Raw genomic sequence first — 14,542 nt, 5'->3', positions numbered from 1 at the left:
GTTAAACAAATAAAGAGAATTTTAATCTCTTAACTTTTAATCAACTGATAAAATGTGAACTAAATAATATGAAAAGTATATTTAATTCCTGAAATATCATTATGCAATCAATCTTTGGAACTGATGGAATAAGGGGAAGATTTAATAAAGAGATTACCTATTCCTTAGCATATAAAGTTGGATATGCTCTCGGTTTGTCTTTAGAAAATAATAATCCAATATTAATTGGAAGAGATACCAGGATTAGTGGAAATATTCTGCTTCAGGCAATAGGAAGAGGAATAAATGCGAGTGGCAAAAAATTTATTAATGTTGGAATCTGCCCTACCCCAGCAATTCCTTTTTTAATAAAACAAGAGAAAATGGGTAGCGGAATAATGATATCTGCCAGTCATAATCCGCCCGAATACAATGGCATAAAAATCTTTGATCAAAATGGTCATAAAATTACCAAAAACCATGAAAATAAAATTCAAAAATTAATTAAAGATTCAAATCAAAATTTATCAGATACTACAAATGAGATCTCTTTAAAACCTCATAAAGAGCTTATTGATAGTTATGTGCAAAGCTTAATCCAAACAATGGGAGGAGAGGATTTAAGCGGCATGAAAATTATTTTAGATACATGCTATGGATCAGCGACCACCTGCGCAAAAAATATTTTTCAAAATCTTGGTGCAGATGTAAGAGTTATTAATAACTCTAAAAATGGATTAAAAATTAATCTTAATTGTGGTTCTACTAACCTCTTACCATTAAAAAAAACACTAATAGATAATCCTGCAGATATGGGATTTAGTTTCGATGGGGATGCCGATAGAGTAATTGGATTAGATTCTATGGGCAATGAATTGAATGGAGATCATATCCTCTTTCTGTGGGGTAGAGAACTTAAGGAACAAAAAGTTCTTACAAATAATTTAATAATCTCAACTGAAATGGCAAATATGGGTTTTGAAAAAGCTTGGAACAAAATTGGTGGAATTTTATATAGAACTGATGTGGGAGATAAATTTGTTTATGACGCAATTAAGGAACAAAATGCTGTCTTAGGAGGTGAACAGTCCGGTCATATACTCTCAGAAATTAATAACTTTTCTGGAGACGGGATATTGACTGCAATTCAAATTTCTAAATACTGTAAAAAGAAAAAAATCACTTTAAATGAATGGCTTAAAAGTAGTTTCGAACCTTTTCCACAGAAATTAACCAACATTAATTTAGATTGCAATATTAATAAAATAAATCAAAAATCTAGAGACTTAATTAATCAAACCATAGAAAAATATCACTCAATTTATTCCGATAATTGTAGAGTCTACATAAGACCTAGCGGCACAGAACCTCTTATTAGAGTACTTGTGGAGGCCAAGAATCAGAAAAATGTTGATTGTTTATCAAGCGAAATAACAAGCAAAATTTGTTTAGAAATTAATAAAATACTGAATTAATCATAAATCAAATTTTATATAAATCCTCTCAAATACATCAAGTTCATTATCAATAACATACTTTTCCCTACTAGTTTGAAATCTATTTGGATTGAAACTTTCGGAATAATTAAAATCCTTTTTATCTATTTTTTTAAAATTTAAATTACTTAATATGGTGCGATCCATATAATCAAATAAATCCTTTACATCCGTCTTAATAAAAATTAGGGATCCTTTTTGCATTGAATTTGAAAGATTATTAATAAACTCTGGTTGAATTACACGCCTTTTATAATGTCTTTTTTTAAACCATGGATCTGGAAAATTAAAAGAAATGCTTTTTAGATTACTTAATATAAATTTACTTTGGAAATCATTCACAAAGTTGTTGGCATTACTAAATATAAAATACAAATTTTTAATTTCACTTTCTTGCACTTTTGATTTAGCAACCATAACTAATCTCTCACGGATTTCGATTCCCAAATAATTCCAATTATGGTTAGCTAAGGCTAGATCGAATAAAAATTGACCAGCAGCACAACCTATATCCAAATGAAGATTCAATTTAGTATTATCAAACATTTGAGACAAAGAAGGAATTATCTTAACTTCATCAAAATTTTTACTTAAAGGATTAACATGCTGTCTCATAAAATTATAAATTTATTTCTTCGCAATAGTAGAAAGATGCATAATATTCATAACTATGACAATAATAAGTTAAAAAGTAAAAGTTTGATGTTTAATTATTATGTATGTAAAAAGAAAAAGTTTTGAACTTTATTAATCAACTTTCTGTTTGGCTATCTTTTCAACTTTCAATAATTTTCCTTATAGGTATTCCTCTTTCATTATTCTTTTGGTCAATTAAAAAAAACAACAAAGCTGTTAATAAACTTTTATCTATTTATTGGAAAATATCCCTTTTGTTTTTTATAAGCCTTTTACTTTTGATAGGCAAATATAATTATGCTCTGCTTGTTACAAATATTTCAACATTATTGATGACAATTTCAGTCTGGTTTTGGAATGATATTAATGATGAACTAAAAGAATATGATTTATCATACTCACTTACCACAACTACAAAAGTATGGCGATGGTCACTAACTTTTATATCTCTAAATTTCTTAATTCAAAGTTTACAAAACCTTAGCTGTTTTTCTTTTATTAATTCGGAAGCATGTGCAATTTGGCTTCAGCCCTCTTCAAATTTATTTATTATTATCAAAAATTTATTTAATTTTTTCTTCGGAGCTAACTTTACTCAACCCATCGCAAAGTTTTTAGGATTATTTTCATTACTAATTTATATTTTAGGCTTAATTCAATGGTCAATAATTAAATTACCTAAAAATGGAAGAAATTCATGCTTCTCCGAAAATGGCAGAAATTGATTTAATAAATAACTTAGAAAAAATAAGTTCCAAGATTCCTAATAGGATTCTTAAACTAGAAGGTTATATTCTAAAAAATAACCAAAAAGAAAAACTAGAAATAATAATTTTCAAAGGTTTCAGTAGCTCTACTACACATCCAATTGAAATAGATTTAGAAAAAAAAGTTATAGAATTTAGTTATATAATTAAAAAATTTAAACTTTACAAGTCTCCCTTAACAGAAACCAAAGATAATTTTATAAGAGAGAATCAAAACTCAGTTTTCTTTTTAAATCAAGAAAACTGGATTTAAATAAATTCATGATTGATAATAGTTAAACATCTTTTGCATAATTTTGTATTTTGAATTCCACTAAAAGTTTCTTTTTGATAATGCCAACATCTATCGCATTTTTGACCATGAGCTTTAAGAATTTGAATTTGACCAAGTTCATTTTTTTCACTAATTAGAGAATCTTCCACCAAATTGGATACTACTTCAAACTGTGAAACTATAAGCCAATCCCTAAATAAATCTACGTCTTCATTACCAAAATTTTTAAGCCAAATTAGAGAATCTTTTACAACTTTATCTTCAGGTAAATAATTCACTTCTGTCTCTAAAGCTGCTCCAACTATTTGTTTATTTCTACATACTTCTATAGCTTTATTAATTTCAACTCGCAATTTTCTTAAATTTGCAATGTGCTCATTAAGACTTTCATTTTTCCATGACTGTGAAAAGATTGGCCATCCTCTTTGAAATACTGATTTCTCCTTAATTGGATATGGAATATTTTGCCAAATATCTTCAGCCATATGACAAAGTACTGGAGAAATAAGAACAGCTAAATTTTCAACAACTTTAGACATGACAAACTGACATGATCTTCTCCTGAATTGTGATTTAGAACTTACATATAACCTATCCTTTGCAATATCTAGATAGAAATTTGATAGATCTACAACGCAAAAACTTTGTAAGATTTGAAAAAATTTTGAAAATTCATAATTCTCATAAGCATTTGATATTTGATCTGTAACCTCAACTAATCTGCTCAACATCCATTGATCTAAAAGCGGTAATTGATCTATCTCAAAGCTATCAACACTAGGGTCATAATCATGAATATTTCCTAGAAGATATCTTGCAGTATTTCGAACTTTTCTGTAAACATCTGATAATTGCTTAAGTATATTTGAACCTATTGGAACATCTACAGAATAATCTACGGAGCTGACCCATAGCCTTAAAACATCAGCGCCATAAGCAGGTTCAGCTTTCTTATTATTACCTCCATTAATAATTATATTTGGATCGACAACGTTACCTAATGATTTACTCATTTTTCTTCCATTTTCATCAAGCGCAAAACCATGAGTTAAAACTTTCTTATATGGAGGTTTATTATTAACTGCAACAGATGTCAGTAAAGAAGACTGGAACCAACCTCGATGTTGATCTGAACCCTCTAAGTAAAGATCGGCTGGATACTTTAATTCACTTCTTTTTTCACATACTGCTGCCCAGCTAGATCCCGAATCGAACCAAACATCCATTGTATCAGTTCCTTTTTCCCATAGATCAGATTCTTTTGAATATTTTTCTGGTAATAGATTCTTCACATCCCAATCCCACCAAATATCTGCTCCGTGTTCACTAAAAAGTTCTTGAATATGATTAATTATCTCACTATTTAAAAGAATTTCATTACCATTTTTTTTATAAAAAACTGGTATTGGTACCCCCCACGACCTTTGCCTAGAAATACACCAATCTCCTCTACCAACCACCATAGAAAAAATTCTTTTCTTTCCTGTGTTTGGCATCCATTCAACATCTTCTATTGCCTTTAATGCAGATGATCTAAAGCCATTTACAGATGCAAACCATTGTTCTGTTGCTCTAAAAATAGTTGGTTTTTTGGTTCGCCAATCATAAGGATATCTATGCTTATAATTTTCCTTTAATAAAAGCATATTATTTCCCTTTAAATGTTCAATAATTAAATCATTGGCATCCTTAAGAACGTTAGATCCTTTGAATTGTCCTGCATCTTCATTTAAGTTTCCTTTTTCATCAACAACGCAAGTTGTGGGTAGATTGTATTTTTGCCCCACATTAAAATCATCCATGCCATGACCTGGTGCAGTATGAACAATACCAGTACCTGATTCTGTTGTGATGTAATCTCCCCCAAGTACAATTCTGCAATTTTTGTTCTTAGTAGGATGCTGATATTCAATATTTTCCAAGGTAGACCCTCTTACCTCTAAAAGTATATTTAAATCTTTATTAAATTTATTTCTAATTCCAGAGAATAATTCTTTTGCAAAAAGGTATATTCGTTTCTCTTGATCAATAGCAAAAACGTAATTAATTTTTGGATTTACTGCAACTGCCTCATTTGCAGGTATGGTCCAAGGAGTGGTGGTCCAAATAGTTATGAATGAATTCTTTAAAAAAAGATCCTTTTTAATATCAGTATTTTCTTTATAAAATTTCAGTTGAATTTCGTCAGAAATTTTAGTTATTTTTAAAGAAACATAAATACTTTTTGAAAAATGTTCTTCAGGATATTCTAATTCGGCTTCTGCGAGAGCAGTACGTGAACTTGGACTCCAATGTACAGGTTTGAGACCTCGGTATATGTATCCATTTAAAAACATTTTTCCAAATACTCCAATCTGAGCAGATTCGTAACTCTTCTTTAGAGTTAAGTAAGGGTTATCCCAATCTCCCCAGATACCCCATCTTTTAAAACCCTCCATTTGATTGTTTATTTGTTTATATGCATAATCGGTCGCTTTTTCCCTAAGTTTTAGAGTGTTTAAATTTTTTCTTTCATCAGATTTTAAATTCTGTAATACTTTTAATTCAATAGGTAATCCATGACAGTCCCAACCAGGTACGTAATGTACCCTAAATCCTTTCAAGGTTTTGTACTTATTAATAATGTCTTTTAAAACTTTATTAAGCGCATGACCCATATGAAGCGCCCCATTTGCATAAGGTGGGCCATCGTGTAGTGTAAATTTTTTGCCTAAGTTGTTTGAACCTAATTCAAAATCAATATTATTTTTAGCCCAAAAATTCTGAATCTCAGGTTCCCTGATAACTGAATTAGCACGCATTGAGAAATCGGTTTTAAGTAAATTTAATGTCTCTTTGTAAGAAAAGTCTGATTTGTTTTCTTTGTTATTTTGAGATTTCATACGAAGATATAGAAAATATTGGTGATCAAAAGAATTATTTAATAAATCTAGCTTATTTTATGATCTCTTTATTGAGCTTTAGTTTTTTTAGCATATTTTGACTAATCAATTGATTTGACTTCAGATTTTATATTATCATTTTTATCATTTCTTACCCACTTTTTTGGGGTTAATTTTTGATTATTGCTATCAAAATTAAAATATCTCAAAGGTTTTGTAAAACTTCTTAGCCCAAGTTTAATAGCCTCAAATATTTTTAAAAGATTATTTTTGAGTTCTAAAAAGGTAATTAATTTATTCTTTTCCTTATCTGTTAATTGATTCCATCTTGAAAAAGAAATTTCTAAAATATATAACACTACAAGAACTGTTAATATTAGGTAAATTACAAATAAAGACCCATCTATAGCTTTATTTTTAATAATTAATATTAAACCTATTAATAAGTTTAGAAATGCTTTTATTAGGTCTTTTGGTCTACCAAGCTCAAGATAAATTAAAGGTACAAATAAAAATATAGTACCAACTAAAATATAAAAAAATCCAAAATAAATTAGCACACTTTTCATTGATCTACGTACTTTTAATTATAAGAAATAGGTTTTAATAAATATAGTCAGTATTAGAATTTCCTTAAATGCGGTCGGGGAGACTTGAACTCCCACACCCTAAGATACGAGTACCTAAAACTCGCGCGTCTACCAATTCCGCCACGACCGCTTACATAAAATAATAATTGAAAGAGGCTTATTTTAAAAATATTTTTTACTTATGATGATTAATTTGACACATAAAAATTTTTTTTAATTATCTCCATAAATTTTTTTTATTCGATCATACAATCATCTAAAAATATTAGTTATATTATTTAAAGAATAAAAGAAACTATTTCAAACCTATCCAATAAAAATACAACCAACATTACTAACAGTTCAAGAACATTTAATTGGCAAAAGGAGATTAAAAATTACGTAGATCCGCCAAGTTTTTTGAATCCAACGTTAGGACTTTTTATTGCGGGTTATTTTCTCGCTTTTCTAAGCATTTGGCAATGGTATAGAGGTGTATGGCCTTTACCTTTACTTGTTGCCACTGCTTTTTTAGCTTTGCACATCGAAGGTACTGTAATTCATGATGCATGTCACAAAGCTGCTCATCCCGTTCCTTGGATAAATCAAGCAATGGGACATGGATCGGCAATTCTTTTAGGATTTAGTTTTCCAGTTTTTACGAGAGTACATTTACAACATCATATTCACGTCAATCATCCTAAAAATGATCCAGATCATATTGTTAGTACTTTTGGTCCTATTTGGCTAATTGCCCCAAGATTTTTTTATCATGAAGTATTTTTCTTTCAAAGAAAACTTTGGAGAAAATATGAACTACTGCAATGGGGTATAGAAAGATCAATATTTATAGCAATAATTTTAGCAGGGGTAAAATTTGACTTTATGAATCTAATCTATAATCTATGGTTCGGGCCAGCATTAATGGTAGGAGTCACTTTAGGAATATTTTTTGATTATCTACCTCACAGGCCTTTTAGATCTAGAAACAAATGGATAAATTCTCGTGTTTATCCAAGTAAATTCATGAATTTGTTAATTATGGGTCAAAATTACCATCTCATTCATCATCTTTGGCCTTCAATCCCTTGGTTTGAATACAAAGTAGCCTACGAGAAAACGAAACCATTATTGGATATGAAAGGTTCACCTCAAAGAGTTGGGATATTTGAAACCAAAGAAGACATTTTAAACTTTATTTATGATTTATTAATAGGTGTAAGAAGTCATAGTAAGAAGAGAGGGAAAATTAGAAAAATAATTAATTTATATCCAGGCTATAAAATAAAAAAATTATTATTAAAGATAATCAATAAAACTTTTATAGGAAGTAGCTAACTCACTCATTTATAATTTTTGGCACTTTAAAGTATTTGTCTTCTCTTGAAGGGCCCAATTCTAAAAGCTCTTCAATACAATCAGAACTTTTCTTTTCATCTTTTCTAAATACATTAATGACCTCTATTGCTCTTGTTGTACAAGGCACATACTCAGTATCAATTTCTTCTAATTGTTTAATATATCCTAATATTTTTTCTAATTGTTCTGCATGATTATTAATTTCATCCTCATTCAGTTCCAATCTCGCTAAATGAGCAACTTTTTTTACTTCTTCATTAGTTATTTTTGCCATACCGTAAAGTCTTAATTCAAGAATTATAGTTTATTTAGAAGATTTTCAATCATATATCCTTTGATTTTCAAATAAATTATAAAACTTATAAGCAAATCTTCTTGAAAATCAATTTCAATTGATAGCCTCAAATATGTTTCTCAGCTAAACATAATATTAGATAAGTATGGAAAAATAGAAGAAAACGTATTTCCAAAAAATTTTTTTTATAGGCACTCCAAACTTGTAGCTCCTGATTTAATAGGCTGTTACCTCATAAAAAAAAATAATGAGAAAGATCAAGTGAAGGGGATCATAGTTGAAACTGAAGCTTATTCTCAGGAAGAAGAGGCCTGTCATGGCTACCGCAAAATGACTGAATCAAATAAATCATTATTTGGCAAGCCTGGAACATTTTATATTTATAAATCATATGGAATTCACCATTGTTTAAACATTGTTACTGATAAAGAAAATTTTGCGAGTGGTGTATTAATTAGAGCCGTTTTTATACCTACAAAAAATGAAAGATTAGCTTCTGGTCCTGGTCTGGTTACTAAGACATTTGGCATAGACAGATCATTTAACTCACTTGAAGTTCTCAATAAAAATTCTTTATGGATTTCTCAAAGAGAGTTAACTCTAGAACAAAAAGATCTTATTCAAACTACGAGAATTGGCATATCCAATGCAAAAAATATAAAATGGCGTTGGTATCTAAAAAATAGCAGGAGTGTAAGTAAAAGATTAAAAGGTGACAGAACACCTAAATTCAAATAATCAATTTTCCTTGAAAGCGTAATGCAAATTTGGCCTCATAAACATATCCACTCACTCGCTAATTTTTCAATTCAAGATTACAAATCAGTATTTGAATTAGCTAGTAGATTTGATGCACTAAAGAATGCAGGAACAAAAAAGATCCCAGCTTTACAAGGGACTTTAGTAACGTCTTTATTTTTTGAAGCTAGTACAAGAACAAAAAATAGCTTTGAACTTGCAGCAAAAAGGCTATCAGCTGATGTACAAACGTTTGCGCCATCCTCTAGTTCTTTAACAAAAGGTGAAACAATCATTGATACTGCGATTACTTATTCTGCTATGGGTGCAGATACTTTAGTTATTAGACACTCATCGAGTTACATAACCTTTGAGATCGCTAAAAAACTGGATGCAATAAATTCAAGTACCTCTGTTCTAAATGCTGGAGATGGATTACACAGTCACCCTAGTCAAGGGTTGCTAGACATATATACGTTAATAAAATTCTTTTCCAAAAAATCACTAAGTCCAGAGATTTTAAATTCCAAAAAGATTTTAATAATTGGAGACGTTAATCATTCAAGGGTTGCGAGATCAAATCTTTGGGCTTTGAGTGCATTTGGCGCAGACATAATCTTATGCGGTCCTAAAACATTAATACCTGATGAATTTATCAATTTTTTAAAAACCCCTGCGCCATATCAATTGGAGGATCCTGTCAAATCAAGAGGGTCCATATCAATATCTAGATCATTAGAAGATTCAATAAAAATTGCAGATGCAATTATTGTTTTAAGACTTCAAAAAGAGAGAATGGTAGAGAATTTACTAAGTAGCATTGATACATATAGTTTAGATTATGGCTTAACCGAAGATAAATTATCATTGAATAGTAAGGAGATTCCAATTCTTCATCCTGGACCTATTAATAGAGGTATTGAAATCAGCAGTAAAATAGTTGATAATTATCCAAATTGCTTAATCAATAATCAAGTTGCGAATGGAATACCTATAAGAATGGCCTTACTTTATTTATTACAGAAATACAACAAATAAATTTAGAGTAACTTAAGACTTTCAGTAAAGAAACCATAAAATAATCCTAATCTTAAAGAATCTAATAAAAGCACTAAAAACTTTTTTTTTCTTTCAGATCGAAAATTTCTTCTAAGAGATATCAAAATTTCGATAAAAACAACAGATAAGAAAGCTGCCACTGGATCCATTAGTTCCACAACTGCGCTTACCATACCTAGAGAACTTCCTAAAAAGTAACCTATTAAAAGAATAATTAAAGATATTGAATATCTTCTCCATGGATTATTAGCCCAAATATTTAGTGTTTGAATATTTTCTACAATCTTTAGTTGGAAATTTGTCTTTTGAGGTCTTAAAACCATTTGATTTCAACTAAGCGACTTCAGAATTTGAATGAATTTTAGTGTTTCCCTCAACTAATTCAAGTAATGCCTCCAACTGAGCCATTAATCCTCTCATTTCACTCGGTTCGGGGAATAGACCATCTTCCCTTATACCTATGTGCATTTCTCTTAGTTCTAGCCGTAAATAACGTAAGTGACTAATAACCTGCTCTCTCTTAGTTTGTGACATGATGTAATGTTGGTGCTTTTATCTTAAGCAATAATATTTTTGATAAAGAGAGTTTGCATATTTATGATTGAGAATGAAGATAAATAACTAAAAACTCTTAAAAAATAATGATTATAAAAGTTTTTATAATTCTTGAATATTTTTAATTAATTACTTCTTTCAATTTTAAATAATTACTTGAGGCTTTATTATTAGAATATATTGGTTTAATTCAATATGGAATTTATTTCTGAAAATAAAATAAGTGAAGAACTAGTAAATTCTTATGATGAAAAAATGACCTTTGAGCTTGCTAAAAGACTGGAAGAAGATAATTATATAACACCATTTGATGGTTTAAAAGACTGGCACTTACTGAGAGCCCTTGCAATAAACAGACCTGAATTAACATCTGATTATATCCATCTACTTGATCAAGAACCCTTCGATGAAAATTAAAAATACGGGCTCCAAAATAAAGGTTCTTCTGTTAATAACAGGAAGTATTGCAGCTGTAAGAATTCCATTATTAGTTAGCCAATTAGCAAAAGAAAATTATGAGATAAGATGCGTTTTATCTAAAAATGCAGAAAAAATAATAAAACCGTTATCGCTTTCTATTTTAAGTAGAAACTCTTGCGTTTTGGAAGATGATCAATGGTTAAATAGTCAATCATCTCCTCTTCATATAGAACTAAGCAATTGGGCTGATATTTTAATAATTGCCCCTTTAACAGCGACAACATTATCAAAATGGGTAACTGGAAATGCAGAGGGGTTAATACCAAGCATTTTAATTGCAAATATTAAGCCAATTATCGTTGCACCAGCAATGAATACACAAATGTGGCTAAATAAAGCTGTCCAAAAAAATTATGATAATTTACAGACTTATGAAAATCTTTTATCTTTGCACCCAAGTGAAGGCCTTTTAGCATGTGATGCTATAGGCATAGGTAAGTTACCTCCAAATGATCTGATTCAATTAGCTCTTGAATTTATAGCTTCACACAATGAGAATCCCTATCGAAAAGATTTACTTAATAAAGATATTTTAATAACTGGAGGTTGTACCTCAGAGAAAATTGATGCCGCTAGACATATCACTAACAAAAGTTCTGGAGCTTTGGGCTTACTTCTTTCTCAAGTAGCAAGGTTCAGAGGAGCAAGAGTGACATATCTCCATGGGCCTCTAAAAATCGATAAAAATCTTACTGATGGAATAAAAAGATATGAAATTGAAACTAGTTTTGATTTAATTAGGGCACTTAATAACGAGATATCAAATTGTGATTATTTTTTCATGAATGCAGCAGTATCTGATTTCAAGATGGCCTCAGATACTTCATCTAAAATTCCCAAAAATAAAATTAATGATCATTTGAATAAAAACTTTGAACTAGTCCCAGATATTTTAAAAGAAATTAGTGAATTTAAAAAAGATAATCAAGTTTTTGTGGGCTTTTGCGCTTACACAGGATCTATTGAAGAAGCACGGATAATTGTCAAAGAAAAGATTTCTAAAAAAGGTTGTGATTATCTATTTGCAAATCCAATTGATCTCGAAGGGCAAGGATTTGGCTCTTTGGCAAAAAATGAAGGCTGGCTGTTCGATACAAAAAATATGGAATACTACATTAGCAAAACATCAAAAATTGATTTAGCAAATAAATTAATCACTAAAATTATTGCGGTAAAAAAATAAAAAAAAAATTTTTAATTTGTATTTTTTTGTAATCTTAATCATTAAAAATAATGTGATAGCTTACAATAATTCCAGTTTTTAAAAATTTAAAAAGCTACGGGTTGTTTCGAGGATTTAAAAGTGCTAACGTTTATGCTCCTTTCCCTAGTAATATCCGTACTGAACTTTAGGTGACTACTTATCATTCGTCACAGAACTTTACTGCTACTTTAATTATGAGAATTCGTTCTTTCTTAGCTTTGGTTATTTCTCTCTGTATAACTTTTGCTTTCGTACCTGTTAAATCATTTGCTTTTTCTGAAAGAGGAAATGCAAAATTCACAGATGTTGTTAACACAGGAAAAGCTAATGATTGTCCTACATTAGACTCATCTCTTATTGGATCAATATCATTAGGGAATGGAGATAGTCTTAAAGGAATATGCATGCATCCAACTGAAGTTTATGTAAAAGTTCCAGGGACGAAAAGAAAAGCCGCTGAATTTGTTTCTACAAAAATCATTAGTCCCAGAAATAACACCACAGTGACCGAAGTTTATGGAGATATAGACTCAGGAACATTTACAGAAAAAGGTGGAATTGATTTTCAACTTATTACTGTTTTAACTCCTGGTGGTTTAGAGGTTCCATTTGCATTCTCAGCAAAAGACCTTACAGCTGATTTGCCCTCATCTATTGAGCCAGGCACTGAGGTTAGTGGTTCAACATTTACACCAAACTATAGAACTGGTGATTTTTTAGATCCTAAAGCAAGAGCTAAAAATACTGGTGTTGAATATGCTCAAGGGTTAGTTGCATTAGGTGGTGATGATGATGAACTTGCCAAAGAAAATATTAAAGTTGATGTAAATGGGACTGGAGTTATTACTCTATCAATCAATAATGTAGATTCTGATACAGATGAATTTGCAGGTACTTTTGAAGCTATCCAACCCTCAGATACAGATATGGGATCAAAAGATCCACTTGATGTAAAAATAATCGGAGAGCTTTACGGAAGAAAGGCATAAATCCTGGTTAACAAAAAAAAGGGGGTTAGACCCCCTTTTTTTGTCAAAATTTTTCTTTATCAATTCAAAAAATGGAATTACAACAAAAAACAAAGACTGACCCTAATGGACTAATACCACCCTACGGTGGAGAACTAAAAAACTTAATCATAAAAGATAAAATCCTTAAAAATGAACTTATCTCAAAGGTTACTTATACGTTTGAATGCAGCGAGAGAAATGCATGTGATGTAGAACTCTTAATGGTTGGAGCTTTTTCTCCGTTGGAAGGTTTTATGGATGAAAATAACTACAAATCGGTAATTAAAAATAATAGAGATACAAATGGGTTACTTTTTGGCTTACCTATTGTATTTGATTCAAATAATGAAGAAGTAAAAGCTGGAGAAACAATATTGCTTACATATAAAAAACAAAAAATAGCAATATTAGAAGTTAGCTCAATATGGGAACCTGATAAATCCTTAGAGGCTGAACTTTGTTATGGTACAAATTCCTTAGATCACCCTGCTGTCAAAATGATCTTTAATGAGAGAGGAAGATTTTATATTGGAGGGAGAGTTTACGGTTTAGAACTGCCAGTTAGAGAATTCCCCTGCAAAACTCCTGAAGAAGTTAGAGCTACACTGCCATCAGATCATGATGTAGTTGCATTTCAATGTAGAAATCCAATTCATAGAGCACATTATGAATTATTTACTAATGCCTTACTCTCAGATAATGTCTCTCCTAATTCAGTTGTTTTAGTACATCCAACTTGTGGGCCAACACAACAAGATGATATTCCTGGAAAAGTAAGATATTTGACCTATAAAGAATTGGAAGAAGAGATATCTGATGAAAGGATAAAATGGGCTTTTTTACCTTATTCAATGCATATGGCCGGGCCAAGAGAGGCTCTTCAACATATGATAATTAGAAGGAATTATGGCTGCACACATTTTATTATTGGTAGAGATATGGCTGGTTGTAAGTCATCATCAACTGGAGAAGATTTTTATGGCCCATATGACGCCCAGAATTTTGCGAATAAATGTGCAGGCGAGTTAATGATGCAAACTGTTCCTTCAAAAAATTTAGTTTATACAAAGGAAAAAGGATATATTACAGCTGAAGAAGCTGAGAAATTCAATTATCAAATTATGAAACTTAGTGGGACAGAATTCAGGAAGAAATTAAGGAGTGGCGAACCAATTCCCGAATGGTTTGCATTCAAAAGTGTAGTAGATGTTCTAAGAAACTCTTAATATTGTTTTATTA

Annotated in this window: 16 protein-coding genes and 1 tRNA gene; 10 read left to right on the top strand and 7 right to left on the bottom strand. The window is 30.3% G+C overall.

What is annotated here, in order from left to right:
* The first annotated feature begins 101 nt into the window (after positions 1-101).
* Positions 102-1,454: a phosphoglucosamine mutase gene (locus tag HA144_RS01255; protein ID WP_209041741.1), complete on the top strand. Its 1,353-nt coding sequence runs from the start codon at positions 102-104 to the stop codon at positions 1,452-1,454.
* Here the strand turns inward: HA144_RS01255 and trmB are convergent, their stop codons facing one another.
* Positions 1,455-2,090, bottom strand: a complete 636-nt coding sequence (trmB, locus tag HA144_RS01250) for a tRNA (guanosine(46)-N7)-methyltransferase TrmB (RefSeq protein ID WP_209041739.1) — start codon at positions 2,088-2,090, stop codon at positions 1,455-1,457.
* Positions 2,091-2,212: 122 nt separating this feature from the next.
* Between trmB and HA144_RS01245 the strand changes: the two genes are divergently transcribed.
* Positions 2,213-2,836 carry a DUF3177 family protein gene (locus tag HA144_RS01245; RefSeq protein WP_209041737.1) on the top strand — a complete coding sequence of 208 codons (624 nt, stop codon included), beginning with the start codon at positions 2,213-2,215 and terminating at the stop codon, positions 2,834-2,836.
* Positions 2,796-3,131 (top strand): hypothetical protein, encoded by a 336-nt coding sequence (locus HA144_RS01240; protein WP_209041735.1) that lies wholly within the window; start codon positions 2,796-2,798, stop codon positions 3,129-3,131. Before HA144_RS01245 ends, HA144_RS01240 begins: the two co-directional genes overlap by 41 nt.
* Here the strand turns inward: HA144_RS01240 and ileS are convergent.
* From ileS to HA144_RS01225, 3 genes are all read right to left on the bottom strand, one after another.
* Positions 3,128-6,034, bottom strand: coding sequence for an isoleucine--tRNA ligase (ileS, locus tag HA144_RS01235; protein ID WP_209041733.1), 2,907 nt, complete (start codon positions 6,032-6,034; stop codon positions 3,128-3,130). The two genes, HA144_RS01240 and ileS, sit on opposite strands and share 4 nt — an antisense overlap.
* A gap of 101 nt (positions 6,035-6,135) precedes the next feature.
* Positions 6,136-6,603: a hypothetical protein gene (locus tag HA144_RS01230; protein WP_209041731.1), complete on the bottom strand. Its 468-nt coding sequence runs from the start codon at positions 6,601-6,603 to the stop codon at positions 6,136-6,138.
* Positions 6,604-6,672: 69 nt separating this feature from the next.
* Positions 6,673-6,754, bottom strand: a tRNA-Leu gene (locus HA144_RS01225).
* A gap of 269 nt (positions 6,755-7,023) precedes the next feature.
* On the opposite strand from HA144_RS01225, the gene HA144_RS01220 reads away from it, so the two are divergent.
* Positions 7,024-7,941: a fatty acid desaturase gene (locus tag HA144_RS01220; protein ID WP_245152788.1), complete on the top strand. Its 918-nt coding sequence runs from the start codon at positions 7,024-7,026 to the stop codon at positions 7,939-7,941.
* Between the two features lies 1 nt (position 7,942).
* Here HA144_RS01220 and gatC read toward each other — a convergent pair whose 3' ends face one another.
* A complete protein-coding gene (gene gatC, locus HA144_RS01215) occupies positions 7,943-8,236 on the bottom strand; it encodes an Asp-tRNA(Asn)/Glu-tRNA(Gln) amidotransferase subunit GatC (protein ID WP_209041729.1) in 294 nt (97 codons plus the stop codon).
* 111 nt (positions 8,237-8,347) lie between these two features.
* Between gatC and HA144_RS01210 the strand changes: the two genes are divergently transcribed.
* Together HA144_RS01210 and HA144_RS01205 are read left to right on the top strand one after the other, a co-directional pair.
* The gene (locus HA144_RS01210) at positions 8,348-8,995 is read left to right on the top strand and encodes a DNA-3-methyladenine glycosylase (protein WP_348535040.1); all 648 of its coding nucleotides are present in this window, start codon (positions 8,348-8,350) and stop codon (positions 8,993-8,995) included.
* Positions 8,996-9,016: 21 nt separating this feature from the next.
* Entirely contained in the window at positions 9,017-10,033 is a 1,017-nt protein-coding gene (locus tag HA144_RS01205; protein WP_209041728.1) for an aspartate carbamoyltransferase catalytic subunit, read from the top strand.
* A gap of 2 nt (positions 10,034-10,035) precedes the next feature.
* On the opposite strand, the gene HA144_RS01200 is transcribed toward HA144_RS01205, so the two are convergent.
* Positions 10,036-10,377: a DUF565 domain-containing protein gene (locus HA144_RS01200; protein WP_209041726.1), complete on the bottom strand. Its 342-nt coding sequence runs from the start codon at positions 10,375-10,377 to the stop codon at positions 10,036-10,038.
* Positions 10,378-10,387: 10 nt separating this feature from the next.
* Complete coding sequence (locus tag HA144_RS01195) at positions 10,388-10,588, bottom strand: hypothetical protein (protein ID WP_209041724.1); 201 nt, start codon at positions 10,586-10,588, stop codon at positions 10,388-10,390.
* Positions 10,589-10,804: 216 nt separating this feature from the next.
* Between HA144_RS01195 and HA144_RS01190 the strand changes: the two genes are divergently transcribed.
* The 4 genes from HA144_RS01190 to sat all read left to right on the top strand — a co-directional run bounded on the left by HA144_RS01190 (position 10,805) and on the right by sat (position 14,529).
* Positions 10,805-11,026, top strand: a complete 222-nt coding sequence (locus HA144_RS01190; protein WP_209041722.1) for a DUF2555 domain-containing protein — start codon at positions 10,805-10,807, stop codon at positions 11,024-11,026.
* Positions 11,016-12,272, top strand: a complete 1,257-nt coding sequence (coaBC, locus tag HA144_RS01185; protein ID WP_209041720.1) for a bifunctional phosphopantothenoylcysteine decarboxylase/phosphopantothenate--cysteine ligase CoaBC — start codon at positions 11,016-11,018, stop codon at positions 12,270-12,272. The genes HA144_RS01190 and coaBC overlap by 11 nt, the downstream gene beginning before the upstream one ends.
* A 215-nt stretch (positions 12,273-12,487) precedes the next feature.
* The gene (locus tag HA144_RS01180) at positions 12,488-13,282 is read left to right on the top strand and encodes a photosystem II manganese-stabilizing polypeptide (protein WP_209041718.1); all 795 of its coding nucleotides are present in this window, start codon (positions 12,488-12,490) and stop codon (positions 13,280-13,282) included.
* Between the two features lie 71 nt (positions 13,283-13,353).
* Positions 13,354-14,529, top strand: a complete 1,176-nt coding sequence (gene sat, locus HA144_RS01175) for a sulfate adenylyltransferase (RefSeq protein ID WP_209041716.1) — start codon at positions 13,354-13,356, stop codon at positions 14,527-14,529.
* Positions 14,530-14,542 lie beyond the last annotated feature (13 nt).

It is taken from the genome of Prochlorococcus marinus XMU1404 (assembly GCF_017696175.1).
Taxonomy (GTDB): domain Bacteria; phylum Cyanobacteriota; class Cyanobacteriia; order PCC-6307; family Cyanobiaceae; genus Prochlorococcus_A; species Prochlorococcus_A marinus_X.
Note: the sequence above shows the minus strand (reverse complement) of the source record. Positions and strands in the feature narration are given on the sequence as shown.